Source organism: Steroidobacter cummioxidans (assembly GCF_003104955.1).
Map to the genome: position 1 here is coordinate 1 of NZ_LSRW01000010.1, position 26,566 is coordinate 26,566.

The 26,566-nt window shown below is 61.8% G+C and carries 19 protein-coding genes; 3 read left to right on the plus strand and 16 right to left on the minus strand.

The window, feature by feature from the left end:
* Positions 1-102 precede the first annotated feature (102 nt).
* From D0550_RS06855 to D0550_RS06870, 4 genes are all read right to left on the minus strand, one after another.
* On the minus strand, positions 103-1,854 hold the full coding sequence (locus tag D0550_RS06855; protein WP_116808378.1) for a DUF885 domain-containing protein: 1,752 nt from the start codon (positions 1,852-1,854) through the stop codon (positions 103-105).
* A gap of 108 nt (positions 1,855-1,962) precedes the next feature.
* Entirely contained in the window at positions 1,963-4,368 is a 2,406-nt protein-coding gene (locus D0550_RS06860) for a TonB-dependent receptor (protein ID WP_116808379.1), read from the minus strand.
* A gap of 34 nt (positions 4,369-4,402) precedes the next feature.
* Positions 4,403-7,354 (minus strand): TonB-dependent receptor plug domain-containing protein, encoded by a 2,952-nt coding sequence (locus D0550_RS06865; RefSeq protein WP_116808380.1) that lies wholly within the window; start codon positions 7,352-7,354, stop codon positions 4,403-4,405.
* Between the two features lie 195 nt (positions 7,355-7,549).
* Complete coding sequence (locus tag D0550_RS06870) at positions 7,550-8,152, minus strand: rhomboid family intramembrane serine protease (RefSeq protein ID WP_116808381.1); 603 nt, start codon at positions 8,150-8,152, stop codon at positions 7,550-7,552.
* 124 nt (positions 8,153-8,276) lie between these two features.
* Between D0550_RS06870 and D0550_RS06875 the strand changes: the two genes are divergently transcribed.
* The gene (locus D0550_RS06875) at positions 8,277-9,605 is read left to right on the plus strand and encodes a DUF418 domain-containing protein (protein WP_116808382.1); all 1,329 of its coding nucleotides are present in this window, start codon (positions 8,277-8,279) and stop codon (positions 9,603-9,605) included.
* Positions 9,606-9,620: 15 nt separating this feature from the next.
* Here D0550_RS06875 and D0550_RS06880 read toward each other — a convergent pair whose 3' ends face one another.
* The 4 genes from D0550_RS06880 to D0550_RS06895 form a co-directional block, all read right to left on the minus strand.
* Positions 9,621-11,165, minus strand: a complete 1,545-nt coding sequence (locus D0550_RS06880; RefSeq protein WP_116808383.1) for an ATP-dependent DNA ligase — start codon at positions 11,163-11,165, stop codon at positions 9,621-9,623.
* Positions 11,166-11,179: 14 nt separating this feature from the next.
* Positions 11,180-12,436 carry an RNA polymerase sigma factor gene (locus D0550_RS06885; protein WP_116808384.1) on the minus strand — a complete coding sequence of 419 codons (1,257 nt, stop codon included), beginning with the start codon at positions 12,434-12,436 and terminating at the stop codon, positions 11,180-11,182.
* A complete protein-coding gene (locus tag D0550_RS06890) occupies positions 12,420-12,773 on the minus strand; it encodes a YciI family protein (protein ID WP_116808415.1) in 354 nt (117 codons plus the stop codon). The genes D0550_RS06885 and D0550_RS06890 overlap by 17 nt, the downstream gene beginning before the upstream one ends.
* Before the next feature lie 317 nt (positions 12,774-13,090).
* On the minus strand, positions 13,091-15,448 hold the full coding sequence (locus D0550_RS06895) for a TonB-dependent receptor (protein WP_116808385.1): 2,358 nt from the start codon (positions 15,446-15,448) through the stop codon (positions 13,091-13,093).
* Between the two features lie 373 nt (positions 15,449-15,821).
* On the opposite strand from D0550_RS06895, the gene D0550_RS06900 reads away from it, so the two are divergent.
* Together D0550_RS06900 and D0550_RS06905 are read left to right on the plus strand one after the other, a co-directional pair.
* Positions 15,822-17,345, plus strand: a complete 1,524-nt coding sequence (locus D0550_RS06900; RefSeq protein WP_116808416.1) for a tryptophan halogenase family protein — start codon at positions 15,822-15,824, stop codon at positions 17,343-17,345.
* Positions 17,346-17,675: 330 nt separating this feature from the next.
* The gene (locus D0550_RS06905; RefSeq protein ID WP_153067074.1) at positions 17,676-18,482 is read left to right on the plus strand and encodes a lysylphosphatidylglycerol synthase transmembrane domain-containing protein; all 807 of its coding nucleotides are present in this window, start codon (positions 17,676-17,678) and stop codon (positions 18,480-18,482) included.
* Positions 18,483-18,485: 3 nt separating this feature from the next.
* Here D0550_RS06905 and D0550_RS06910 read toward each other — a convergent pair whose 3' ends face one another.
* The 8 genes from D0550_RS06910 to D0550_RS06945 all read right to left on the minus strand — a co-directional run bounded on the left by D0550_RS06910 (position 18,486) and on the right by D0550_RS06945 (position 26,564).
* Positions 18,486-19,121: a gluconate 2-dehydrogenase subunit 3 family protein gene (locus D0550_RS06910; protein WP_206606142.1), complete on the minus strand. Its 636-nt coding sequence runs from the start codon at positions 19,119-19,121 to the stop codon at positions 18,486-18,488.
* A gap of 8 nt (positions 19,122-19,129) precedes the next feature.
* Positions 19,130-20,815, minus strand: coding sequence for a GMC oxidoreductase (locus D0550_RS06915; RefSeq protein WP_116808387.1), 1,686 nt, complete (start codon positions 20,813-20,815; stop codon positions 19,130-19,132).
* Between the two features lie 121 nt (positions 20,816-20,936).
* A complete protein-coding gene (locus D0550_RS06920; protein WP_116808388.1) occupies positions 20,937-22,280 on the minus strand; it encodes an amino acid permease in 1,344 nt (447 codons plus the stop codon).
* A 4-nt stretch (positions 22,281-22,284) separates the two neighbouring features.
* Positions 22,285-23,601, minus strand: a complete 1,317-nt coding sequence (locus tag D0550_RS06925; RefSeq protein WP_116808389.1) for a Xaa-Pro dipeptidase — start codon at positions 23,599-23,601, stop codon at positions 22,285-22,287.
* Between the two features lie 24 nt (positions 23,602-23,625).
* The gene (locus D0550_RS06930) at positions 23,626-24,099 is read right to left on the minus strand and encodes a cupin domain-containing protein (protein WP_116808390.1); all 474 of its coding nucleotides are present in this window, start codon (positions 24,097-24,099) and stop codon (positions 23,626-23,628) included.
* Positions 24,096-25,256: an MFS transporter gene (locus D0550_RS06935; RefSeq protein ID WP_116808391.1), complete on the minus strand. Its 1,161-nt coding sequence runs from the start codon at positions 25,254-25,256 to the stop codon at positions 24,096-24,098. The genes D0550_RS06930 and D0550_RS06935 overlap by 4 nt, the downstream gene beginning before the upstream one ends.
* 12 nt (positions 25,257-25,268) lie before the next feature.
* Positions 25,269-25,721 (minus strand): META domain-containing protein, encoded by a 453-nt coding sequence (locus D0550_RS06940; protein ID WP_116808392.1) that lies wholly within the window; start codon positions 25,719-25,721, stop codon positions 25,269-25,271.
* A gap of 93 nt (positions 25,722-25,814) precedes the next feature.
* On the minus strand, positions 25,815-26,564 hold the full coding sequence (locus D0550_RS06945) for an SDR family oxidoreductase (protein WP_116808393.1): 750 nt from the start codon (positions 26,562-26,564) through the stop codon (positions 25,815-25,817).
* Positions 26,565-26,566: the final 2 nt, after the last annotated feature.

Genomic DNA, 26,566 nt, shown 5'->3' on the forward strand with positions numbered 1-26,566 from the left:
GCAGCGTCAGATGTGTATAAGAGACAGCTACTACAGCGGCCTCGAAGACGCGATCAAGATGTCGCGCGACCTGCGGGCACTCTCCACGTCCAGTAGCGTCGCTCAAAACAGGTCACCGGCCGGCCCCGGCATCATCTGGGAGCGCACCAGCGGAATCGGCGGCCCGCCAAACGACAGAAACTCATCGTTGAATAGTTTCCAGGCCTGCCGGCCGCCGCGACTGCCGGTCCAGTCGTCGCGCAGCTTGCGGATCATCAGCTTGCCCATCGTGTAATTCAGATAAGCCGGATCGTAGGTGCCACGCGCGGCCTGCTGTCGGGCATTGCCGGCATCCTGGAACGCCTTCTCCTTGAACATCTGCTCGCACTGGGCAACGGTCATGCCCTGCGTGTGCAAGCCAATCGCGCACATGTAACGCACGTTTCGCAGCAGCGCGTTCAGCAGCTGGCCGATGTGCAGCTCGGGCTGATTGGCCGCGATGCCATACTCGATCATCAGCTCTTCGGCGTAATGCGCCCAGCCTTCGGCGAACGCATAGGTGACGAACAACTGACCGAATCGCCACGGCGAACGATTCGAATGCAGGAACTGCAGGAAGTGGCCCGGCCACACTTCATGCACCGACGTGAACATCAGGTCGGCCTTGCCGGGAATGTAGGCCGCCTGCTCGGCCTTGGGCCAGGTCGGATCCGGCGGCGCGATGTAATAGATCGACGGCAGCTCTTTCTCGAACGGCCCCGGAATCTGGATGTACGCAAAGTTCTGGCGACGATACGCAGGCGCTTCCTCGACCTTCGCTTCCTCGTTGCCGGGGATGCTGAGGATGTCGTGATCGAGAATGAATTTCTTGAGTGTCTCCAGCTGCGAGCGCGCTCCGGCAACTGCCCCGCCTTCAGGCTTGTCGGCGTTCATGCGAGCAACGCACTCCTCGATCTTCGTGCCGGGCGCAAACCGCTTGCACGCCTCGTTGAGTGCAGACAGGTTGCGCTCCAGATCGGCACGACCGACTGCTTCGAGCTTCTCCAGCGGCACATCGACGCTCTCCGTCATCCGCAACATCGCCGAGAAGCGCTCCGGCCCCAGCGCGTAGTTGTCATTGGCCGTGGCGCGCTGTGATTCCAGCCACTTCGCGAATTCATCCATCGCGACCGCGGCCGGCTCGATAGCGGCGGTCAATTCCTTCTTCAGATCGTCGGGTACTCCGGAGAACGCCTGCGGCACATCGCTGCGATAAAAATCGACGAAGCCGCCAAAGCTCGCGACGCCGAAATCGATGAAGGTCCGTGGCAGGGGCAGCTGCAGGTTGGCTTTGATGTGCTCCAGCGCCTTCGGCACCTGCTTCACATACGCAATGAATGCGCGAGCGCGCTGCTCCGGCGGCGCATAGGGTGTCGTGACATACGTGCTCGGATCCAGACCGGAATCGAAGTACCACGACGGATTGGTGAAAGGCGCACGCGCTTCGCGCAGCGTAAACAGATCGTTATCGATGCGACTCACGACGTAGTCGCGCTGGAATCGCTCTTCCGGCATGAGACTGTCGTCGTCGAATCCGACCGCCCTGACGCGCATCTGCTCGAGGCGCGCGATCTCATTCTTGATGCCCTCCGCGCTCCAGTCCGGCAGCTGGCCGTCGAATTCATGCTTGCCTTGCGCCACGGCAAAGGGTGGATGGGCGCGGAAATAGCTATCGATGAACTCGTCGACGTATTTGGTCCATTCGACGTTGACGACCGGTTGCGGCGTCGCCGCTGCGCGACCAGTGTTCTCATCGACTGGCGGTGACGAACGATCGCATCCGACCAGTGCGGCCAGCACCGTGATGACGCACAGCGTGTGGCGGAGACCTGCCATTCCCAATCCTCGGCAAAAGACGAGCGGCGATGATAACCGCTCGGCGCTGGCTGAGGCGACGCCGGCCGCTAACGGGCCGGCGTCAGATCGAGCAATTTTTACGCTGGTTCAGAAATTCATCCGCAACGACATGCCATATGTGCGCGGCATGTTGGTGAGATAACCGACGCGGGCGCGAAAACCACGCTCACGATCCAGCGATAGCAAGGCTCGCTCGTCCCACAGATTGTTTACAAACGCGGCCGCTTCCCACGCGCCCGTCTTCACGCCGAAGCGCAGATTGCCAATGTCATAGCTCGGCAACTCCGGCTGGAACGTGAACTGCGTGATGGTCGGCGCGCCGAATGCAAAAAATCCGGGCGCTCCGGCGCAGCCGACACAGCCCGTCGGCGGCTCCTGATCGGCAAGTTGCGTATAGGATGAGCCTACGTGCTGATAGGTGAGATTCACGAAGCCATCCATCGCAGGCGTGAACGACCAGTTGTACGTGGCCGTAGCGGCAGCTTGAAACTCCGGCGATGTCGGCAGTCGATTGCCGTCGCGAATGCCCGCGATCGGTGTGCCGCCGCTATCGAAACGGGACTTGGTGATCTCCGCCTGTACATAGGTCGCCGACACGCCGAAATCCCAATGTTCGCTGGGCCGCGCAAACAGCTCGACCTCCGCGCCCTTCGCTTGCGCATCTGCGTTGAGCACGATGCGAGACGAGCACGATCCCGCATCGGCGATCACCTGCAGATCGCTGATATCGGAATAGAACAGCGAGGCGTTGAGCGTCACCTTGCGATCGGCCAGCAGGGTCTTGGCGCCCAGCTCGTAGTTCAGCACCTTCTCATCCTGGAAGGTTGGCTGACCGCCATAGGTCACCAGGTCGTTGGCACTGCACAGCGTGACGTTGAGCGGATCGTTGATGCCGCCCAGGCGGAAGCCACGCGCCACCTGAGCAGTCAGCATGACGTCATCGTTGGGCTCGAACGCAACGATCACGCGCGGCGAGAAGCCATCCGAATCGGTCGACCCGGGCTGATTCGTATAGCCCATGTCGGCGAACACGCCGGCGAACGTCAGACGCCGGTCCTCTTTGAAATCGTAATAGCGCAGCCCGCCGGTCATGCTCCACCGATCGTTGAAATGCACGGTGCCTTCGCCGAACGCCGCGTACTGTCGGAAGCTGTAAGGCACCTTCGAGTAATACGGCGTGTCGGGCGGCGCGTTGAAGGCGGCGCTGGTCGGTAGCCCCAAGCGGACCAGCAGTGCATCGTAGCCCGGCGTCGGCAGATCCTGGCCGTAATCGCGATCGATGTCTTGATAGAACGCGCCGACCAACCATTCGAACGTACCGCCACCATCGGAGGCGAGCCGCACTTCCTGACTGAACGCTTTGAGCGAGGTCCGGTCGTACAGCGGCGAGTTCAAGCGCACGTCCGCCGGCGTCGCAATGCCGCTCGTGCCGCTCAACGACAGCGTCACGCTGCCAGTGAGCTGACTCGCGTCGCGCAGCACGGTCAGATCGCGATCGGTGTATGAGCTCACGGAAGTGAGCGTCACGCCGCCGAGGCCGAATTCCATCTTCAAATCGGCCAGCTTGAGCTCATCGTCCAAGCCTTCACGCAATTGCGTGACCTGACCGCGCTCACCCGGGTTCACCGGCGGCTGGTCCGTGGTATAGGGATTGCCCAGCACGTTATAGAAATCGACGCGCGGATAACCGTCGGTCTTGAGCTTTTGATAGACCAGGCGCGGCGTGATGGAAATACTTTCGTTCGGCTGAATCAGCACGGTCACGCGCCCGCCGGTCTTCTCGCCGCTGTTCACGTCCTTACGTACGGCGCGACCGGGATAATAGGAATCGATGAAGCCGGGCTGCTCGTCGTAGTAGCCCACCAGACGCACCGCAACGGTGTCTCCTAGCGGAGCATTGAGCATGCCTTTGATGCCGCCGCCCCAGTCGTCCGTATCGCTGCCGGAGTAGGCACTCGCTTCGGCTGCGCCCTCGAGCTTCTGCAGCTTCGGTTGCTGGGTGATGTAACGCACCGTACCCGCTGAGGAACCGGCGCCGAACAATGTTCCCTGCGGACCGCGCAGCACTTCGAAACGTTCCAGATCGAACAGGTTCAGATCGGGCGTGAACAGCGCCACCGAAATCGGCGACTCATCCAGGTACACACCCACGGATTCCTTCACACCGGGCTGATCGCGCACCACCTGACCGGCGCTGATACCTCGGATTGCGACCTGACTCTGGCCAGGCCCCAGATCGGTCATGGTGAGACCGGCGAAGTTGCGCGACAGCTCGATCATGTTGCTGGCGCCGGAATTGCGAATCTGAGTTTCGCTCGCAGCCGCGACCGAGAACGGCACATCTTGCAGCGCCGTCGCGCGCTTCTGCGCAGTGACGATGATCAGCTCGAGAATTTCATCGTTCGCCTCCGCTGCCGCCGCGATTCCGGACGTCGTCGCCATACCCACCGCGCAAGCGACCGCCGTCAACATCAGCACATTTTGTTTACTCATGAACCCCCCATTTGTTGTATTGCCCGCCCCGTACTCAGAATTTCAAAGCGGCTCTGGCATGGATGTATCGGCCAGGCACCGGATACAGCGTGCCGTCATAGTTATTGAGATCGCAGCTCAAACACGGCGGCGGATCTTCGTTGAGCAGGTTGTTGATCCCCAGCGCCAGCTGCAGCTGTCCATCCAGAGCGTTCGGCGTCCAGCTCAGCTGCAGATCGGTGAACACCTTGCTCTTCATCTCGTTCTCCAGTCGCGCCGGATCGGAGCAGATGTTCTGCAAATCGGCGTCGACCAAGGCGCCGGGACAGGTCTCGGTAAGCGCGCTCAGATAGCGCAGCGTCAGCGATGTGACGAAGTCGTGTAGCGCCCAGTCGATTGCCAGCGTCGATTTGTAACGCACGAACCCGCGCGTCGGCGAACCGATCTCGATACCAGCGCGCTGCGTACCGACCAGCCCGTTCAAGCCCAACGTGAATTCCTCGTAGCTGTTGAGGTAAGTGTTGGACCAGGTGAACCGCAACAGGCCGATGCGCAGCTCCGGCGTCGCCAGCACCACCGTCCAGTCGAAGCCGTCGGTTTCGATGCGACCGATGTTGGTGAGCTGGTTGGCGAATGCGGTGATGGAACCGCCCGGTCCGCGCACGATGCCGTTACAGAACAGAGGTGAGAGTGTGTTCACGCAGTTGGTGAGTTGAATCTGTGCGGACAGCGCCTGGATCGCATCCTCCAGTTTCACGTTGTAGTAATTCACGTCGATGCTCAGCTGATCGAGCCACTCGCCCTTGCCCGCCCAGGACGGGTTGTAAGAGAAGCCCACGGTGTAGGTCTTCGATTTCTCGGGCCGCAGCTCTTCGTTGCCGCCGGTCTGCACACTGATCTGTTGATTGATTTGGACGAACGACGCCGGCACGCCGAGCGCAGTACAGTTCGCCTGCACCGCGGGGGAAGCGTTGACCGTGTAATTGGAGCAGGGATCGTTGATGTTGCTGTCGAAGCGCGAGCCGCTGTTGAACAGCTCGCCGATGTTCGGCGCGCGGAACCCTTCGGCATAGTTGCCGCGGAACGCGAAGTCTTCGGCCACGCGCCAGTACAGTCCGCCTTTGTAAACTTCGTCTCGGCCGAACGCATCGTAATCGGACGAGCGCACGGCGGCAGACAGCTCGAGACGCTTGATCGCGGGCAGATCCCCGAGCAGCGGAGCACGCAACTCGAGATAGGCCTCGCGCACTTGTGTTTCACCGGAAGTCGGCGCAGCCGGCACGTCGGCGGTCTCGCCCGCCTGCACGGTCGCGTCGGGCGTGAAGGAGCCGGTTTCCTTGCGATATTCGTAGCCCAGCGCATAGCTCATCGGGCCGGCCGGCAGAGCGAACAGATCGCCAGTGATGTTGGCGATGATGTCGTTCAGCTCCTGCTCGCTCTGATCGCTCTGGATGAACGTGGCCCAGGCGAGCATGTCCGGCGTGATACTGCCGGTGCCATTCGGGCCCTGGCCGCCGAAAATGTTGAACGGCACGCAGCCCGGCACCGCCAGGCAATTCGCTTCGGGGCCAAGTGCCAGCGCCAGCTTGCGCGCGTTGAAGATATTGTGGCCGAGCTGCGAGGCGCTGTTGCGTCCCCAGTTGAGGCTCACGTCCCAGAACACCGGCTTGCCGGCCGGCTGCAGCTCGCCGCTCAGCGTGCCGGAAACCATCCATGTGTCGACGTTCTGATCGAAGATGCGCGGGCCGGCTTCGAGCGGCCTGCGGCCCAGCGTGATCAGATTGCTGCGGCCGTCGAGATCGATGCCGAACGGGTTGTAGCGCTGATCGGCTGGAATGAAGATGTTGTCGAGATAAAAGCCCGCGCCCGCATCGGAGCCGAGGAACAACGGATTCGGCGCCGCCTGGTTGCTCGACTTGCGATTGGTGAATGCAGCGGTAAAGCGCAGCTCGACGTTGTCCGTGACGTCATATTCGGCTTTGCCGAACAAATTCACACGGCGGTTCGGCGTGACCAGATAATTGTAAGGCCGGAAATTGAAACGGTCGGCGGTGCCGAACTCATGAAAGTCGCCGCTGGCGGGATCGGTCGGGTTGTAGACCGGTCGCGTCACGCCATCGTTGAGCGCGTTGCTGTTGAGCGCAAGATCGACGACTACAGGCGTGCCATTCGGATTCAGTCCGGCGCGCGGGTCGGCGAAAATGAATCGGCCCTGCGGCGTGCCGGAACTGCCACCGACTCCCGGCGGCGCGCCATAAATGACTTCGCGCGACAACGCGCGATCCTTCGAAAACACTGCCTCCTGACGCGCGTAACTCGCCGCCAGGAATGCCCTGCTGCGTTCGCCACTTACCCCGAACGACAAGCTGTAATCCTGGGTGTAACCATCGCCTTCATCGAACTGCGCCTGGTTGGTCTCCAAGCCCAGGCCCTGAAAGTCGGAGCGCGTAATGATGTTGACGACACCAGCGATTGCATCTGAGCCGTAGATCGGCGACGCACCGTCCTGCAGCACTTCGATACGATCGATGGCCGCAGTGGGTATGGTGTTGAGATCCACCGCGCCAGACACGCCGCTCGCCGACGAACCGCGCACCCAACGCTTGCCATCCACCAGCACCAGCACGCGTTTGGAGCCGAGATAACGCAGATCGATTTCGCTCGCGCCAGCGCCGATACCGCCGCCATCGGGAGGGAAGCCGAGATTGCCGCTGGCATTGTTGGAGCGATTGATGGCCGAGCCCGATATCGGCAAACGCTGCAGATAGTCGGCGACGGAGATCTCGCCGCTGCGCGCAATGTCCGCCGACGTCGCTGTTTGCAGCGGCGCGACGCGATCTACTGGATTCTGACGAATGCGCGAGCCGGTGACGATGATCTCTTCGGGCGCATTCTGCGCTGCGATTGCGGCAGCGCTCCAAAACGCGAGTGTCGTCTGTACAACAAACAAACCCACTACTGCATAAACGCGACGGCCACCCCGACGATCGATGTTTGTTATTGCCATCGTCCGACCTCCGCTGGCAGAAGGTCGGGAACGTAGCACCGATCAGGGTCAGGCCAATACGTCTATATACTGAACCTGCACGACAACATATATCGCACCGGATTGCATACTTTGTGGCTGCCGCATTTTCGCATCACTGCATTAGTGCGTCGCAGTGATTGGCGCGCATACAACGAGCAGACCCAGTGGAAAAAGTCACAGCAAATTAGCAAAGAAATATCGATACGCACTGGGTGCAATCAGCGCGACGTATACCAGGCCGGTGATCGCGCCGGCGAAATGCGCATCGCGATTGACGCGCCCCTGCACATTGCGCGCGGCCCACCAGGTCCAGGCGAGATAAGCGATACCGAACAGCGGCGCTGGGATCGGCACTGGAATCGGAATGATGTACAGCGAGTTCTGCGGATAGAAGACGATGGCCGCGAACAAGATCGCCGAGATCGCGCCGGACGCACCGAGACTGCCGTACTCGGGTTCGTTCTTGTGCTTGATGTAGGTGCCGAGATGACTGACGACCAGGCCAATGAAATATAACAACGCGAAGTGAATCCCGCCGATGGTCTGCTCCAGCAGAAAGCCGAAGAAGTAGAACGTCACCATGTTGAACAGCAGGTGCATCAGGTCGGCGTGCACGAAGCCGCTGGTCACGATGGTGTGGTACTCGCGCCGACGCAGGAACCAGTACGGCCGGAAGATGCAGCTGTCGATCAGCTTGGTGTTGCCGAACAAGCCGACCAGACTGGTAGCGATGGTGACGATGAAAATGATCAGTGCGGGTGACAGCTGCAAGCTCACGTGGGGTTCCTGCGAACGAGAAAGACCGACGCGCTATTGTGCCGGAATCGTCCGACGCAGGCGCGACTGACGGGCGCAAAAGCTGCTTTATGGCCCCGCTTCGTGGGGTTAACGTAACCGCTCCATGTCTGCCCAACCCGCAGCGGCCACCGGCGACGATCGCATCGGCATGCTCGATACGACGCGCGGGGTCGCCGTGCTCGGCATTCTGTTAATGAACATCACGGGTTTCGGCCTGCCCTATGCGTACGACGATCCCACCGTGTGGGGTGGCAATACGGCTGCCGATCTGGCCGTATGGCGCATCATGGCGCTGTTCTTCGAAGGCACGATGCGCGGCTTGTTCACGCTGCTGTTTGGTGCCAGCGCTTTGCTGTTTCTACAGCGCCACGCCTCGCGTACCCATGACGTGCGACCGGCGGATTTGTATTTCCGACGCACGCTCTGGCTGATCGTCTTCGGGCTGGTCAATGGCTATGTGTTGTTATGGAGCGGCGACGTGCTGTTCTATTACGGCATCGCCGGGCTGGCACTGTTCGTGTTCCGCAACCTGTCACCACGCCGGCTGCTGATCCTGGCGACCGCTTTCATGCTGGTGCAAACACTGATCTCCGTGGGTGAGTGGCAGGACTTCCACCAGACGCAGGCCGTGGCACAAGCGGCGAACGCGCGCCTCGCGGCCGGCCAGCCGCTGACCGACGGCGATCAGGAGGCCATCGACGCCTTTGCCGCCCTGCAGGCCGAATACCATCCGGCGCGCGAGAATCTGCAAGCGTATGTTGCCAATGTGCGTGAGAGCTACGCGTCCGCTTTTGGTGTGCTCCGGGGCGACACGTGGTTCATGCAAACCGTGTACTTCTTTCGACACGGCATCGTCGAGTGTTTCGGCATGATGTTGTTGGGCATGGCGCTGTTGAAATGGGGCGTACTCCGTGGAGCCACCTCGACGCGCGTGTATCTCACGCTGATGATCGTCGGATACGCAATTGGATTGAGCGTCAGGGCCTTTGAGATACGTGCGCTGGAGGATGCCGGCTTCGCGGCCGAGGCGCAGATAAACGCCCTTCTTACCTACGATCTCGGCCGGGTTCCGATGACGCTGGGCCATCTCGGGCTGATCGCGATCCTCTGCCGGACTGCCTGGTTCGCGAATGCCTCGCGTGTGCTCGCTGCAGTGGGGCAGATGGCTTTGACGAACTACCTCACGCAAAGCTTGATCTGCCTGCTGATCTTCACCGGCGCCGGTCTCGCCTGGTACGGCCAGCTCGCGAGACACGAACTGTACTATGTGGTGGCCGCGATCTGGGTACTACAACTGATCTGGAGTCCGCTGTGGCTGCGACACTTCCGCTATGGGCCTGCGGAGTGGCTGTGGCGCTCGCTCACCTACTGGCGCGTACAACCGATACGACGGACCAAAAAGGGGACAGATTTGATTTTCCGCCTGGAATGAAAGATCTGCTCCCTTTCAGCCGCTCTGCGCCTCGAATATCTTGCGGACCGAGGCCATCGTGTCGGCGTCTTCGGGTCGCTTGTCGTCGCGATAGCGTTTCACTCGTGCCAGCCGCAACGCCAGACCGCCGGGATAGCGCGGACTTGCCTGCAAATCGCTGAACGCGATCTCCACGACCATTTCCGGACGGATGTAGACAGTCCAGTCATCGCGATGCGTTTCGCGAGCGAGGAACTCCTGGGTCTGCCACTCGAGCATCGCATCCGTCAGACCTTTGAAGGTCTTGCCGAGCATCACGTATTCACCCGTCGCGGGATCGAGCGCGCCGAGATGCAGGTTGGAAAGCTTGCCGGTGCGTCGCCCGTGCCCCCACTCGGCAGCCAGCACGATCAGATCCAGCGTGTGAGCTCGTTTGATCTTGAGCCAGCTCGCGCCGCGATTGCCCGCTTCATACGGGGCCGACAGCGATTTCGCCATGATGCCTTCGTGACCGGCAGCAATCGCGGCGTCATAGAATTCGGTCGCCTCTTGCTCTGACGACGTCACCAAGCGCGGGATGATGAGATCGGCTGGCACAGCGCGCGCCAGCGCTTCGTAACGATCCCGTGCTGGCCGGTCGGCGAGACTTTCAGCTCCCAAGCGCAAACAGTCGAAGAAATACGCGCGCATTGGCAGCTCGGCGCGCAGCTTGTCGACATCGAGCTTGCGACCGAACCGACGCATGGTGATCTGGAAAGGCTGGGGCCGACCCGCAGCGGTGAATGCAATCGCCTCGCCATCGAGAATGACTTCGCCGGCGGGCAGCTCCTTCACGAGTTCCGCGATCTCTGGGACCGCGGCAGTCACATCATTGAGGCTGCGCGTGTAGATATGAACCGAGCCACCGCTCTTGTGTACCTGGATGCGCGCGCCATCCATTTTCCACTCAAACACAGCGTCGTCGCCGAGCTGCTCCAACGCTTCGCCCACACCTGCTGCTGTTTGTGCCAGCATGGGCGCGACCGGAGAGAGCAGCTCCAGCTGAAAATTCGCGAGCGCACTTTCGCCTTCGACCAGCGCAGCGTGCGCGACAGCACCCAAGCTCTTCGCATACATCGCCGCGCGTCGAACTTTGTCGACAGGAATTTGAGCAGCCGCTGCGATGGCATCGACCATTACGCCAGCGAGCGCGCCTTGTCGCAGCTCGCCGATCAGCAGGCGCATCAGGAAATGGTGTTCAGCTTCTGTGGCTCGAGAGAACAACTCGCGCAACGCATCGGCTCGGCGCGTTGTCGACCCGCTGCCGCGGATGCTCGCAATCTCGGTCAATCGTTGATCTACTTCCAGCACCGCAAGAACGGGCTCGCGCGCTGGTGCCTCTGCGCTCGCCGTCTTCAAGACCGAGTAGCCAATGCCGAACTTGCCCTGCGGCGTTTCGCCGGAAAGATAGGCGACGCCGATGACGATCTCGTCCGGTCCGAACTGACGCAGGCACGCCGACAGCTCGCGCACCTTCGCCAGCCGCGCCGATGTGGCAGCGACTTTGGACGATGTCTCGACGATGACGGCCAAGAGCGTCATGGCTCAAATCAAGCTTACTTTTTCACCGCCCGGGCGCGGCGCCGGAACAACTCAGCCAGCGTATCGCTCTCGGCAAGCTCCGCCGCCGCCTCAAATGCGGTCGCCGCCTGAGCATGCTCTTCGAGCGCTTCATGCAATTCCGCCATCGTGGCGTGATACACGAGCGTGTCCTGGAGCGCGTGCAATTCATCGCTGGCCCGCAGCGCCAGCAAGGCTTCCTGCGCACCACGTGCGTAGCGTAACGCGATGACCCGATTCAAAGTTGCAACCGGACTGGGGAACAGCTCGCACAACTGATCATAGTGACGCACGATCTGCGCCCAGTCGGTGGTATCCATGCTGGTCGCGCTGGCATGCACGGTCGCGATCGCCGCTTCGATGTGATAGCGCGTCAACGAGTCGCCGCGAATGGCTCGTGAAAAGTACTCCATGCCGGCGTTGATGGCCGCCGGGTTCCAGCGCGAACGATCCTGCCTCGCCAGCGGCACTGGGTGCCCTTCATCATCCACCCTCGCAGGAGAGCGCGCAGCCGTGAGGTGCAGCAACGCAGCCAATGCGTGTGTTTCAGGCTCCGCCGTCAATGGATGATCGGCCAGCATCCTGACCAGGCGTAATGCGTCCTCACACAGCAAAGGCCGGAACCACTGCGGATGTCTCGGGCTCAGGTAGCCTGCGTCGAACAGCAGATAGATCGCATTCAGAATGCGAGGCAGGCGCTCCTGAACCAGCTCGCGTGGAGCGATGTCGAAAGTCACATCCGCATCACGCAGCTCACGCTTCGCTCGCACGATACGTTGCATGATGGATTGCGGCGTCGTCAGCAGGGCATGCGCGATCTCGTCGACGCTCAAGCCGCAGGCCAGGCGCAAGGTCAACGCCAGCTGTGACGCCGGCGTCAGCGAAGGATGGCAACAGAATGCGATCAGTCGCAGCAGCTCGTCATTGAACGCGTTCTCGGCGGAGAAAGAGATGTCCGCCTCGACTGCAGGCTCGTTGGTAAATTGCTCGGGCACTTCGAAGCGGGCGCGGCGCAGCTTGTCGGTAAGCGCATTCCGAGCCGCTGTATAAAGCCATGCCGACGGATTCGCCGGCACGGCGTTGATCGACCAGTTGCGCATCGCCGAGATGAGCGCATCCTGTACGGCGTCCTCAACCATGTCGATGCGCGCCACACCGGTGCGATTGGCGAGCAGTGCGATCAGCCGACCCGATTCGCGACGAAACAGGTCGGCAACCAGACCGCGTGCGTTTCGATCAGTCGGGGATGACATCGATCTCGCGCAACTCGATCCAGCCGAATTCCAGATGCGGCCCCGACGCCAGCCGGGCCTGCGCCTGCTCGTAGCTGTCGGCGGTAACGACAAACAAGCCGCTGATGATGTCCTTGCCTTCAGCATAGGGCCCCTCGCTCACGACCATCTTGCCCTTCTCGGCGCGCAGATGACGACCACCTTCGTCCTTGAGCTTCTTGCCCACGCTGACGACTCCCTCGACGCGCAGGCCGTCGACCCAATCGGAATAGCGCTGGATCAGCGCCTGCATTTCGGTGGGACTGAGCTGACGGGTAGCGGCGGGATCTTCGTGCAACAGAACCAGATACTCAGCCATGGCGGACTCCTCGACAGTGACGGACAGCATACCTGTCCGAGGCCATGACGAAGCGGCAGGGCGGGAATAGACATCGACGAAGAAATTCGGGTACAGGAATGTACCCCGCCGTCATTGGCGGCGGCTCCGTCGTGACAGGATCTCCGATCGGTCGTTATTAAAAAGGGCACGGCCCATCCCTGGGCCGTGCCGGAGTGCAGGATGAGGCGGGAGGTGCCCTCTGCTCCTGCCAACGAATGATTGACTAGCGGACCGAGCCGGCATTCCTCGCAGAAGCGGACCGCCCGCTGATATCAGCGGACGGTCCAGATCGCCGATTACTTGTACTTGTACGCGAGGCGGACACCCACCTGGCGGCGCTGGCCCCAGCTGTAGAACGTCTGCGGCGTCCCATAGAACGCTTCGGTCTTGACCGCCTCATCGAGCGCGTTGGTGACGAACGCCTCAGCGGTCCATTGATTCGTGCTCGAACGGAAGGCGATGGCCGCATCCAGCATGGTGTAGGCAGCCTGACGGCTGAAGTCCTTTTCACCAGGATCGGTCGCGTTCAACGTACCCGCGGGCCGATCGGTGCGGTTCTCCCAGCCGAGGAACATGTCGTCGTAGTAGCTGGCACGAATGCGCGGCACCACCGCAGCACCGCCGGGCAGCGGGAACTCGTGCGAGTACTGCACGGTCAGCTGATATTCCGGTGCATACGGCAGGTTATTGCCAGCGAAGTTGAACACGTTGCCGACGCAAGCGCCGCTGGGCTCGACACCGAAGGCGCAGTCGTTCCAGATGCGGCCACGCGCGTCGCCGAAGTTCTGTTCGTTGCCGAGGAACTCGTCATATTTCGCATTCAGATACGCGAACGTCGCAGCGAGCTGGCCCGCGCCGTCGAACAGCCCCGCCGAGGCCTCCACTTCCAAACCCTTGATGGTGGCGCCGCCCGCGTTGGTGTTGGTCAGCGTCGACTGGCCGGTGACCGGATCGATGACCGCTCCGGTCACCTGCATGTCCTTGAAGTCCATGTAGAACACGTTGGCGCTCAGCCGCCAGTCCCTGAAATCCGTCTTGATGCCGAGCTCGATGCTGTTGACCTCTTCGGGCTGCTGCAGCAGGGAGTTGTTGCGCGAGAAATCGAGCGAGCCGCTGGGCGTCACCAGATCGTCGTAGCCCTTGCCATCCTGCAAGACACCGGATTTCCAGCCGGTTTCGTACGACAGATACGTCATGACCGAATCGGTCAGGTCGTATTCGCCGCGCGCCATCCACGTCGTCTTGCTCCAGTCGCCTTTCATGTCGTTGTACTGGCGGTAGTAACAACCCTGCGCCCCGTTCAGTGCCGCCGCGTTGCGTGCGAGGTTGGTCGGCAGGGCGCCGCGCAGGCCGAAGGTGCAGTCGATCGAACGTCCGCCCTTATCCTCACGAGCATCGTCGATGTAGCGGGCGCCCGCGGTCAGCCGCAGATCATCGGTGACCTTGAACGTACCCTGCGCGTATGCGCTCTTCGTCTCCAGGGAGCGCGCCGGCTGTACGAAGGCCGAGAGCACTGTGGCCTGGTCCTGAGGCGTGAAGCCCCAGCTCCCGTGCAGCATGTCGAAGCGGATGCTGTTTTCTTCCTCGAAGTAGTAGAGGCCGGTGGTGTAGTTGAAGCGTGCTTCGGACGGATTGGTGAGCTGCAGCTCGTGCTGCGTGCCCTTGTAGCTCGAGTCCACCGTGTGGCGCGTGTCGCCCTGCGGCTCATTGCCGTACATCTGGGCCTGGCTGAACTCGGAGTAGCCGCCGATGTAGCTCAGCGTGTAACCCTTGCCGAAGCCAACATCCAGACGCGTGCGGAGGCTGTCGGAATCCAGGTCCAGGTTGCCGGCCGCGGTCGCGTCGTTGACCCGACGTTTGAAATTCTGGCTGGCCACATCGCCGGTACCGCGATTGCGGAAATTCTCGTAGACGAGGTGCCACGTGACGTCTTCGGACGGCTCGAAGAGCGAGCTGACTCGGAACGAGCTGAGATCGACGGTGCCGTACTTGCGCGAAGAAGCAAACTGATTGCCCGGCGCGTAGCTGGTCTGACCTTCCTGCTCATCCTTGGCGCCGGCAACGCGGACGGCCCAGGTCTCTGTGAGGGGCACATTGGCCATGCCGCGCAGTTCCAGCATCGAGTAGCTCCCCGCGGTGATCTCGCCGGAAGCATCGAAGCCGTCCAAACGTGGTTTGGCCGAACGAAGCGACACCGCGCCGCCGGTCGAGTTGCGTCCGAACAGCGTGCCCTGCGGGCCGCGCAGCACCTCGACGCCATCGAGGTCGTACATCATCACCGTCGTGCCCTGAGAACGGGCCGAGAACACGCCGTCAGTGTAGAACGCGATGCCCTGATCGCCCGCTTCCGTCTGATTGCGCGTGCCGAGGCCGCGAATGAAAACCAGCGGCACCGCGTGATCGCCGTTCGAGAAGAATTGCAGATTCGGCACGAGGCCGCGCATGTCGAGCAGCGTCGAGACGCGATTCTCGTCCAGGGCTTGCTGATTGAAGGCCGAGATCGCCAGCGGCGTTTCCTGCAGATTCGTCTCGCGGCGCGTCGCGGTCACAACAATGGTTTCCAGACCCGCTTCGCCCGTCTCGGCAGCCTGCACGCCCGCCGACATGGAGAGGCACATGCCCACTCCACCCAGTACCAAAGGCACCTTTCGCATGTCTCATCCCCCAATTTCTTTGCACATTCCGTAGTTGCTATCAGCGTTGCCGGAGCCGATGCCCAACCCGGGCGATTGAGGCGTTCTGACCCCGCTGTTGGCAAATATCCTAAGGGCAAAATGACAGCGCTGTCCAAATAATTTTGAGTATCAAATCTTGCGCGCCATCGAAAGCGCAGATAATTGCGCTAATTGTGCGCTGTTTACCCCATCTCAAGTCCTTGTTCGGCTTGACCATCGCTGGACAATTCTGGTCAGGAGCACGTACGCTTCACGTAACGACGTTGTTGTCCATTTGATACAGCAGCACGTGAGTTCCGCGCCTCGTCGTGCGCAACGCAGCCCAACAGCCAAGGAAGAAGCCGTGTCCGACATGCGTATTCGCAGCGTGCTCATCGTGGGAGGCGGCACGGCCGGCTGGATGACGGCCGCCGCGCTGTCGCAGGTGCTGCAGAACGATTACTGCGCGATTCGCGTGGTCGAGTCCGAAGAGATCGGCAGCGTGGGCGTGGGCGAAGCAACCATTCCCATGATCTCGGTCTTCAACCGGCTGCTCGGCCTGGATGAGAACGACTTCGTGCGCCAGACGCAGGGCACGTTCAAGCTCGGCATCCAGTTCGTGGACTGGGCCGCCATCGGCCGCACCTACCTGCATCCCTTCGGCCCCTTCGGCACCGACATCAAGGGCGTCTCCTTCCATGCCTGGTGGCTGAAACTGCGTTCGCTCCGCGAGCCTACCGATCTCGACGATTACTCACTGCCTGCAGTCGCGGCCCGCAACGGACGGTTCATGCGGCCGCTGCAGGCGGGCAACACGCCGCTCGCGACGCTCTCATATGCATTTCATTTCGATGCGGCTCTGTATGCGCGCTATCTGCGTAATTACGCGGAGAAGCGCGGCGTAGTGCGCACTGAAGGCAAGGTGGTCGACGTGCAGCTCGACGGCGAGAGCGGCTTCATCCAATCGGTGCAACTCGCGAGCGGAGAGCGCATCGAAGCGGACCTGTTCATCGACTGCTCAGGGTTTCGCGGCCTGCTCATCGAGCAGGCGCTCAAGAGCGGCTATGAGAACTGGACCCACTGGCTGCCCTGCGACCGCGCTGTGGCCGTGCCCTCTGAAAACGTGGGAGAGCCCATACCCTACACGCGCTCCACCGCACGCGGCGCCGGCTGGCAGTGGCGCATTCCGTTGCAGCATCGCACCGGCAATGGCTATGTGTACTCGAGCAACCACCTGAGCGATGACGAGGCAGCACAAACATTACTCGCCAATCTCGACGGACGGCCGCTCGCCGACCCGCGACTGCTCAAGTTCGTGACCGGACGCCGCAAGCGCTTCTGGATCAACAACTGCGTGGCCATTGGCCTTGCCTCAGGATTCATGGAGCCGCTCGAGTCCACCAGCATTCACCTGATCCAGAGCGGCATCGCGCGGCTCCTCTCATTGTTTCCCGACCGCCACTTCGAACCCGCGGACATCGAGGAATACAATCGGGCCTGCACCTTCGAGTACGAGCGCATTCGCGACTTCCTCATCCTCCACTATCACGCAACTACGCGCGATGACTCGCCGTTCTGGAACCAGTGCCGCACCATGAGCATCCCGGAGAGCCTGCAGCAAAGGATGGAGCTGTTCCGCAGTCGAGGCCGCATCTTCCGTCAGGACACCGAGCTCTTCACCGACACCAGCTGGTTCGCAGTGTTCATCGGCCAGGGCATCGTGCCCCGCGGCTACGATCCCGTCTGCGACACGTTATCCGCCGACGAATCACGCCGGCGCGTGCTCCAGGTCCGCTCCGTCATCGCCAACTGCGCCAACGCCATGCCAAAGCACATGGATTTCATCCGCCAGCACTGCGCGGCACAGCCGGGCCCGGTTCGCTCGGGCAGCTGGTAGAAGGGCAGCTGTCGGGCACAGCCCGACGCTTGCACGACGGATGAGAGCTTTGTGCCCGGCAGCGTCGGACAAAAGGGGTGCGCGAGGGGCAAAGACAGGGAACGCCCGTCCACCTGAACGAATTGCATCGGGTTGCAGATGCCGCGCGAAGCGGCCGATTTGAGATGATCGAAGACCCGTATCCGCGCGTTCAGCTACATGAAGAAATGGGCCCCGCTGCTGTGGATTCCGATGCTCGCTCTGGCCGGCTGGGTGCTGGCCGATCGACTCGAAAGCATCGATTTCGGTGATGTAAAACAGCAGCTGCTCGCGCAGCCGCACGCCACCGTCATGCTCGGCCTGCTGTTCAGCGCAGGCCTCTATGCATTGGTCGGAATTTACGAAGGCATTGCGGTACGCATGGCAAGCGGCCGCGCGCTGTACGCGATCGCGTTTCGAACCGCGATCATCTCGAACCCGATCGGGCGCGCCATCGGTCTCGCACTGGTCAGTGGCGGCGCCTTGCGTTATCGCATGTATGCGACGGTAGGCTTATCGGCGCGAGAAGTCGCGACAGTCGTCGTGATCGCCGCCATGCCCTATTTTTTCAGCGTCGGCTGGCTGATCGATTTGTCGCTTTTACTCAACGCTGAGACGGCAGCACAGGCGCTGCGCCTTTCAACCGGCACGGTGCTGCTGCTTGGCGCAATCGGCCTGGCGAAGGACATCGGCTGGCTGACGTTCGTCATCCGCCGCAAAACACCGTTGGTGATACGCGGGCAAACGCTGCCGGTGCCGACATTTCGCGACACCTCGCTGCAGCTGATCATCGGACTCGCGCAAATCTCGCTGATGACGGGGATTCTTTACGTGTTCATGCCGCCGGAGCTGAACATGAGCTGGCCGGCGTTCATCGCGATCTACTGCATCGCCTTCGTCGCAGGCCAGCTCAGCAGTGTGCCGGCCGGGCTGGGCGTGCTGGAGGCGGCGCTATTACTGATGCTGCCGCAGGTACCGCCGTCGAAACTGCTTGGCGCGGTGCTGGCCTATCGCGCAGTCTACGAGTTCCTGCCGCTGCTGATTGCGCTGGGCTTGTTACTGATCTTCGAATCGACCAGCGCCAGCGGCGTACTGCGCCGCCGGCTGCTGCGTCGGTAACGATCACAGACGCCCCATCGCCTCCTGCGCCCAGGCCCTGCCGTTGCCCGCTTCAGCAACCGGGACGCAGGCCTGAAAGCCACCGGGCACGGCAACGTATTGCAAGACTTGCGTGGCGCCGACTTCCGAGCAGAAAAAGCCCAGCAGCGTCAGCTCGCGAGTCATGAGGATGAACGGACGCTTCAAATCTTTCGGCCGCGGATCGTAGGCCAGCTCGGTCGCGATGGCGTCGTCGTTGAATTTCTGCACCTGCTCGGTTTGTTGAGCTTTGCTCAGCTCGACGAACGGCTTGCCGTGGGCCTGGCGCGCGGCATCGTCGAATTCCTGCAAGCCCGCCAGATACCGATCGCGATCTTCCTGCTCATAAAGATCCTTGAGCATGGTGTCGATGAACCCGGGCACGCCGGCATCCTTCGCGCCCGGCGTCTTGGTGCGAGGAATGATGATCTCCGCGACCTCGGCCACGATCGCGCCCTGCTCCTTGCTGAAGAAAGCGGGCTGCCAGACCGATGCTTCCTGCTTGGGTGAGCAGCCATTGAGCAGCCCCAGCACCGCGGGCGCCGACACTGCGCCGCCCATCAAGTAGGCGACCCGCTGCAACACCTGGCGACGATTCATGTTCGCGTTGTCCAGACTCATGAGTCACCTCAGATGTTCATGCGCTTGAGTTCTTCGACCGCATGATTGCAGGCCCGCGCGGTCAACGCCATGTAAGTCAGCGACGGGTTCTGACACGCCGCGGAGGTCATGCACGAGCCGTCCGTGACATAGACGTTCTTACAAGCGTGCACCTGATTCCACGCATTGAGCACGGACGTTTTCGGATCGCGCCCCATGCGCGCCGTACCCATCTCGTGAATACCCAGGCCGATGCCCATCTCGCGATCGTAGCTGCGCACGTTGCGATAACCTGCGGCTTCGAGCATTTCAGCCGCATCGTTGGCCATGTCCTTGCGCATCGCCAGTTCGTTCTGCCTCAGCACGGCGTCGAACGCCAGCACCGGCATGTCGTACTTGTCCTTCTTGGAATGATCCATGGTCACGCGATTCTCGTGATACGGCAGGATCTCACCGAAGCCGCCAATTCCCATGTACCAGGGACCAGGCTCCGCCGCGCGCTCCTTCAACGCTTCACCCAGCTTGGTATCGAGCATCAGCCCGGTCCAACCACCGCGTGAAGCGCCGCCCTGATAACCGAAGCCGCGCAGGTAATCGCGCTTGTCCTTGCCGACGTTGCGATATCTCGGAATGTAAATGCCGTTCGGGCGGCGGCCGGTGTAGTACTTGTCGTCGAAGCCGTCGACCATGGCGCGGGCGCCGATCTCGAGCTGGTGATCCATGATGTTGCAGCCGAGCTCGCCGCTGTCGTTGCCGAAGCCGTTCGGGAAGCGTTTGGAGATCGAGTTCATCATGATGTACGTCGAGCCGAACGTCGATGCGCACAGGAAAATCACTTTGGCGAAGAACTCGGTCTGCTCCCGCGTCTCGGCATCGAGCACGCGCACGCCAGTCGCGCGCTGCGTCTTCTCGTCGAAAATGATCTCGTAAACGATGGAGTTCGGCCGCAGCGTCATGTTGCCGGTCTTCTCGGCGGCCGGCAGTGTGCTCGATTGACTGCTGAAGTAGGCGCCATACGGGCAGCCCCGAATGCACATGTTTCGATACTGGCAGGTGCCTCGCTGCGGGCTGTGCGCCAGCGGTGCCGTGAGATGCGCGACGCGTCCGATCGTCATCTGGCGGCCCAGCTTGTCGGACACCGCCTGTTTGAAATGTTTCTCGACACAGTTCATTTCCATCGGCGGCAGGAACTTGCCGTCGGGCAACTGCGCGAAACCTTCGTTCTGGCCGCTGACGCCGATGAACTGTTCGACATGGTCATACCAGGGGGCGAGGTCGTCGTAGCGGATCGGCCAGTCGACCGCGATTCCGTCCTTGGCATTGGCTTCGAAATCCATCGGGCTCCAGCGATAACTCTGCCGGCCCCACATGATGGAGCGGCCGCCGACGTGATAGCCGCGGATCCAGTCGAAGCGTTGCTTCTCGGTATAGGGGAACTCGGTGTCGTCCACCCACCAATGCTTGGTCGCCTGCGTGATCGCGTAACCAGTGCGAGCGGCGGTTTCGTGACGCCGCAACTCTTCGGGCGTGGCGCGCCCGGCATATGGGAAGTCCCATAGATCCGTGGTCGCGGTCGGATAGTCCTGAACGTGCCGGACCATGCGTCCCCGATCCAGGACCAGCGTCTTCAACCCCTTCTCGGTCAGCTCTTTGGCCGCCCAGCCGCCACTGATGCCGGTGCCGACGACAATGGCGTCATAGGTGTTCTGGTTCATCCAACCCCCCTCGCTCCGCCTTCGTGGCGGTCGAATCCCATGGCTACTTTCCGGAGTGTAACCGGTTGCATTTGCCAGCAGTATGCATCGCCGCACGGCCCGCTGGCGAGTGAATTGTCAGTCAATATGTCGGAGCGCCGGGTCGAGCCTCGGTTCCCGGCCGCTGCATCAACCAGTAAACCGGCAGCCCTGCCGCGAACAGCGCCAGGCTCCACCAGAACGCCTCGGCGCCGGCACCGAACAGCGTCCACAGCGAATACGCGGCTGCGAGCATCGCTATTAGCAAGAATGGAGACAGCCGCCGGCCCGCCGGCCCCAGCAAGCCGTTCCAGCAAAGCTTGAGCGCGGCCACGGCACAACACAGATACATGACCAGATACGTCGATGTCGCGATCAGAATGATGAAGGTGAACACCTGCACCATGGAGCGACTGTAATTCATCAACACCAGGGTGGTGAGCAACAGGCTGGTAATCACCAGCGACGCCCCGGGCGTGCCATGTCGCGACTCGCGAGCGAACACTTTTGGGAACACACCTTCATTGGCCAGCACGCGCGGCATCTCCGCTTGCAGCAGGATCCAGCCATTGAGCGCGCCGAAGCCGCTGACGAACGCGAACAGCGCCAGCGTGCTGGCGATGCCTTCGCCCCAGAACATTCGAATCACATCGGCGAGCGGCGCACTGGAGTCCGCGAGCTGCGAGCTCGGCAGCAGCAACACGACGATGGAGCACGTCAGGATGTATATGACTGCTGCAACCATGGTGCCCCAGAAAGTTGCGAGCGGTATGTTGCGCTCTGGATTGTCCATAGCGCGCGCAGGCACGGTGGCCGACTCCAATCCGAGAAACGCCCATAAAGTCAGGATCGCGGACGAGTTGATTGCGGACAGGGAAAACGAGGGCGGTTCGGCCTTGATGACCGATGCGTCGGCTGTGATCAATAACCACAGCCCCAACGCGACGATCGCGATCAGCGGCAGCAGCTTCAGCACCGTCGTGACTATCTGCAAGCCGCCGACCTCGCGCGCACCCCGCCAATTCACATAGGTCAGCACCCAGATGATCACGCACGAAGCGATCGCAGGCCCGCCCGACGTATGTTTGATCCACGGAATCAGTTCGGCGAGATAGGCGACAGTCGCAATCGCAATGGCCGCATTGCCGACCCAGGCGCCGATCCAATAGCCCCAGGCTGTGAGAAAACCTACCCGGTCCCCGAACGCAACGCGCGCATAAGCATACGGCCCGCCGGCCTTTGGAAAGAGCTTCGCGAGCCGGGCAAAGACCACCGCCAGGGCGACCGCGCCGCCTGCAGTGATGAGCCAGCCAAAGATGCTATTGAGACCGTACGGTGCAAGTGACGCCGGCAACAAATAAACGCCGGAGCCGACGATATTGCCGATCACCAGCGCCAGGCACATCCAGAAACCCATTCGACGCTGCGGCAACGGGTTGGCGCTCATGGCTTTAGTCTAAGCCGATCTGCCGGCCGGCTTTGACGACGCCGCGGACCTGACGAAGCCGGTCGATGTCCTGCAATGGATCACCCTCCACGGCGATCAGATCGGCGAACTTGCCGGCCGTGATGGAACCGAGCTCGCGCTCCTTGGCGAGCAACTGCGCCGAGTTCAACGTTGCGGCTCGGATTGCATCCATCGGCGTCAGTCCATAACGCACCATATAAGAGAACTGACGTGCATTGTCGCCGTGAGGATAGACGCCAGCGTCCGTGCCGAACGCGATGTGCACTCCGGCTTTGACGGCCTTGGTGAAACCGTCGCGTTGTGTCTGCGTCGTCTCGTCGTTCTTGCGCAGGATCTCCTCGGTCCAATGATCGCGTCGGCCGATCTCGGCGATGTAGTCACCGTTGTAGATATCGGCCACCAGCCAGGTGCCGTGCTTCTTCATGAGCGCGATGCCTTCGTCGTCGAGATACGAAGCGTGCTCGATGGAGCGAACGCCGGCGCGCACGGCTCGTTTGATTCCTTCGGCACCGTGCGCATGGGCAGCGACGAAGACTCCATACTGGGCGGCCTCGTCCACTGCCGCTCGTATCTCAGCTTCCGAATACTCGGCAGCGCCAGGCGTCGTGCCGGCTGTCAGCACCGCGCCCGTCGCGATGATCTTGATGAATGTCGCGCCACCGCTGATCAGTTCCCGAACCCGCTGCCGGATTTCGAGTTCCGAGTTCGCCACGCCGCGCCGCATTTCCGCTGGAACGACGACATCGGGCGCGAATCCAGTCACCTCGCCGCCGCCGCCACTGACGGTGATATACGCGCCGGCAACGAACATCCGGGGGCCGTCGATGATGCCGCGATTGATGGCGTTACGGAGGGAGACATCAGTGAAGGCGCGATAGCAACCCACATCACGCACAGTCGTGAATCCAGCTCGAAGCGTCCGACGTGCGTTGTCGACACCTTGAAGCGCAGTGTCGGCCGCCGAGGTATACAAAGGAGCGGCGACCTCCGAGGAGGTGACGTAGTCCGCCAGATGAGTGTGCATGTCCATCAAGCCGGGCAGCACGGTGTAGCTGGACCAATCCAGCCAGCGACCACCCGCGTTCGCATCCGCCCTATAGTCGCTGACTGCGACGATGCGCTCGCCGTCGATGCGAATTGCTTGATCGCTGAGCACGCGGCCGCGCTCCACATCGATCACCTTGCCGGCACGAATCCACAGGGCTTCAGCGTGGCTTGTCCAACTTGCGGCGAGACCGAGAAGCACGACCCAACACAGCGATGCTTTGAGCGGGCGGCGGAGCGACTTCGACTGCGTCATATCTCTCCGTCACCAGCGAAGGCGCTATAGCAACGCCGAGTATTGGGACAACTCGCCGACGAAGTGCGCGCGATGATCGGGCAAGTCGGCGGTGAACCTGAAGCCTGAAAACTCGAATCCCGGACTGACGGTGCAACCGACCAGCGAATACTCACCCAGGCTGCGCGCGGCTTGCCAGACGCCGGAAGGAATGACACCCACCGGCCGCGCATCCGCCGCTGCAGAGTGAAGCAAGTGGCGATTCAGCTGCCGGGACTGGGGGTCGTAAGCCAGCAACTCGAGCGGAGCACCGCTGTAAAAGTGCCAGATCTCATCGGCGTCGACGACGTGCCAGCGACTGAGCTGTTCACGCTCGAGCAGGTAATAGATCGCGGTCGTCGCGCTGCGCGACTCGGCGCCGCGTTGAACCCGATCCGTGGAGCGATAGATCTCGCGATACCACCCGCCCTCCGGATGTGGAGCGAGCTGCAGCGACTGAATCACGTCCTTGGCGGTCATGAGCGCAACATACTGCGCGATGCCATCAGCAGCAACATCGAGAATGCCGCCAGCACCGCGGCGGTGATGAATGTTGCGGCAGGACCGCTCGCTTCCCACATGATTCCCGCGATGACGCTGGCCAGGAGCAACAAAAGACCACGCATGAGATTGAATACACCGAAGGCCGTGCCCCGCAGCTCCGTCGGCGCGGCGTCCGCAATCATCGCGGTGAACACGCCTTCGGTCAGCCCCATGTGCAGCCCCCAGAGAGCGACGCCTAACAACACGACCGCGGCATCGTGGGCGCCGGCGAGCATCACGTTCGCCAGCACCAGCACGGCAGCTCCCAGCAGTAGCAGATGATGGCGTGGCATCCGATCTGCCAACAGGCCTGCCGGATAGGCCGAACACATATAAGCGAGGTTCATCACCACCAGGATGAGCGGCGTCCAGGTGATGCTCAATCCAATGTCGGCGCCGCGCAGGATCAGAAATGCTTCGGAGAACCGCGCCAATGTGAAGAACGTCGCGATGATGGCGATCACCCAGAACGATTTGGGCAGATCGCGAGGGCGCAGATCCACGACGCGCTTGCGCATGGGCTTGAGATGGGGCGGCTCTTTCACCGCAACCCACAGAATCGCGACCGCGATCAGCGCCGGAATGACGGCGATCCAGAAGACGGCGCGAACGTCGTTCGCCAGCATCATCAGCAGAGCGATCGCGAGCAGGGGCCCGACAAACGCACCTACCGTGTCCAGCGACTGGCGCAATCCATAAGCAGCACCCCGCTGCTCCGGCGTCGTGTAGTCGGCAACCAACGCGTCGCGCGGCGCGCCCCGAATTCCCTTGCCGATACGATCTATGCAACGTGCAGCGAAGACTGTAGCGGCGCTACCCGCGACCGGGAACAGTGGTTTGGTAATCGCGGCGAGACCGTAGCCGAGCAGCGCCAGCGATTTGCGCTTACCCCATCGATCCGACAGCGCGCCCGAGAACACTTTGACGATATTGGCCGTGGCTTCAGCGACGCCTTCGATCACTCCCAGCCAGATCGCGCCGGCGCCGAGCGTGCCGACCACGAACACCGGCAGCAACGCATGGATCATTTCCGAAGAAACATCCATGAACAGGCTGACCAGGCCGAGCGCCCAGACCCCACGAGGCAGCGGCATGCGCCGCACGAGTCAAAGATTCCTGGCTTCGAACCGCGCGACCGGCGTCTGCTGAGCGTTCAGCAGTTCCAGCTGTGAGCCCGTGATCCGCCAGCCCGCCGTCGCTTGCATCGCTGCCACGAGTGCGGTCTCGATCGGCAGATCCGGGCAGTACATGCGCGTCGTGATGAGATCGCCAAAGCTGAGCTGCGCACCGGTCTGTTTATATGTCGTCGAGAGCCGATTGCAGCCCGCGTGCCCCGCCACACTATGATCAGTGGAATTGAGCGCGATGTACGGCTCGCGGCCGCCTTCGCTGAGCGTTATCGGCTTGTCGTCGAGTTGCACCAACGCCCAGCGCGTGCCCGCCAGCTCGTGCGTCACTTCGTCAGTGCGCTTCGATGCGGGAGCTTGGGGCTCATTGCTATTACATGCAGTCATCGCCAGCAGCACGGCGATGACTGCAGCGTATCTGGCTCGAGCCATGTCTGCGGCGCCTCGTTGGAGGAGTTCACGGCGAGAGAAAATACAACCTCGCCTGAGCGGCGTCGAGCCGCACGCTCGCGTATTGCTCCGGATTCAGCCGCGGCCGATGTATGGCATGGCGGTCGCCATCACCGTCATGAACTGAACGTTGGTTTCGAGCGGCAGCCCGGCCATGTAGGCGATGGCCTCGCCTACATGATCGACGGGCATGGTCGGTTCCGCCAGCAGCGAGCCGTTGGCTTGAATGACGCCCGTGGAGATCGTGTTCACCATGGTCGTGGCCGCGTTGCCGATGTCGATCTGCCCGCAGGCGATGTTGTGCTTGCGACCGTCGAGCGACAACGACTTGGTCAGCCCCGTGATGGCATGCTTGGTCGCCGTGTAGGGCGCCGAGTTCGGCCTGGGCGCATGGGCGGAGATGGAGCCATTGTTGATGATCCGACCCCCTTGCGGCGTCTGATCTTTCATGACGCGGTACGCGGCTTGTGCGACCAGGAATGCACCAGTCAGATTCACTGCGACGACAGCGTCCCACTGCTGCGCAGTGAGCTCTTCGAAAGGTACGGGCGGCGCACTGGCGCCAGCATTGTTGAACAACACATCGACGCGACCGAAAGCCGCCTGCGTCTTCTCGAACAGCTGCGCTACCGAATCCGGCCGCGTCACGTCTGTCGCTACCGCAAGCATGTCCGCGCCACCGGCCATCGATGCAGTCTCGTTCAGACTCTGCAGATTGCGGCCCGCGAGCACGACTGCAAAATTCTTCTTCGCCAATGCAAGCGCGGCGTTCCGCCCAATGCCACTGCCGGCGCCGGTGACGACTGCAACTTTTTTCTGGTCCATGG

Bases quoted from the DNA above. Each gene is read 5' to 3' on its own strand.
- D0550_RS06915 (WP_116808387.1), bottom strand. From the start codon at position 20,815: ATGAACCAGAACACCTATGACGCCATTGTCGTCGGCACCGGCATCAGT.
- D0550_RS06875 (WP_116808382.1), top strand. From the start codon at position 8,277: ATGTCTGCCCAACCCGCAGCGGCCACCGGCGACGATCGCATCGGCATG.
- D0550_RS06905 (WP_153067074.1), top strand. From the start codon at position 17,676: ATGCTCGGCCTGCTGTTCAGCGCAGGCCTCTATGCATTGGTCGGAATT.
- D0550_RS06895 (WP_116808385.1), bottom strand. From the start codon at position 15,448: ATGCGAAAGGTGCCTTTGGTACTGGGTGGAGTGGGCATGTGCCTCTCC.
- D0550_RS06940 (WP_116808392.1), bottom strand. From the start codon at position 25,721: ATGGCTCGAGCCAGATACGCTGCAGTCATCGCCGTGCTGCTGGCGATG.
- D0550_RS06880 (WP_116808383.1), bottom strand. From the start codon at position 11,165: ATGACGCTCTTGGCCGTCATCGTCGAGACATCGTCCAAAGTCGCTGCC.
- D0550_RS06925 (WP_116808389.1), bottom strand. From the start codon at position 23,601: ATGACGCAGTCGAAGTCGCTCCGCCGCCCGCTCAAAGCATCGCTGTGT.
- D0550_RS06855 (WP_116808378.1), bottom strand. From the start codon at position 1,854: ATGGCAGGTCTCCGCCACACGCTGTGCGTCATCACGGTGCTGGCCGCA.
- D0550_RS06935 (WP_116808391.1), bottom strand. From the start codon at position 25,256: ATGCCGCTGCCTCGTGGGGTCTGGGCGCTCGGCCTGGTCAGCCTGTTC.
- D0550_RS06860 (WP_116808379.1), bottom strand. From the start codon at position 4,368: ATGAGTAAACAAAATGTGCTGATGTTGACGGCGGTCGCTTGCGCGGTG.
- D0550_RS06930 (WP_116808390.1), bottom strand. From the start codon at position 24,099: ATGACCGCCAAGGACGTGATTCAGTCGCTGCAGCTCGCTCCACATCCG.
- D0550_RS06910 (WP_206606142.1), bottom strand. From the start codon at position 19,121: ATGAGTCTGGACAACGCGAACATGAATCGTCGCCAGGTGTTGCAGCGG.
- D0550_RS06890 (WP_116808415.1), bottom strand. From the start codon at position 12,773: ATGGCTGAGTATCTGGTTCTGTTGCACGAAGATCCCGCCGCTACCCGT.
- D0550_RS06885 (WP_116808384.1), bottom strand. From the start codon at position 12,436: ATGTCATCCCCGACTGATCGAAACGCACGCGGTCTGGTTGCCGACCTG.
- D0550_RS06920 (WP_116808388.1), bottom strand. From the start codon at position 22,280: ATGAGCGCCAACCCGTTGCCGCAGCGTCGAATGGGTTTCTGGATGTGC.
- D0550_RS06900 (WP_116808416.1), top strand. From the start codon at position 15,822: ATGCGTATTCGCAGCGTGCTCATCGTGGGAGGCGGCACGGCCGGCTGG.
- D0550_RS06865 (WP_116808380.1), bottom strand. From the start codon at position 7,354: ATGGCAATAACAAACATCGATCGTCGGGGTGGCCGTCGCGTTTATGCA.
- D0550_RS06945 (WP_116808393.1), bottom strand. From the start codon at position 26,564: ATGGACCAGAAAAAAGTTGCAGTCGTCACCGGCGCCGGCAGTGGCATT.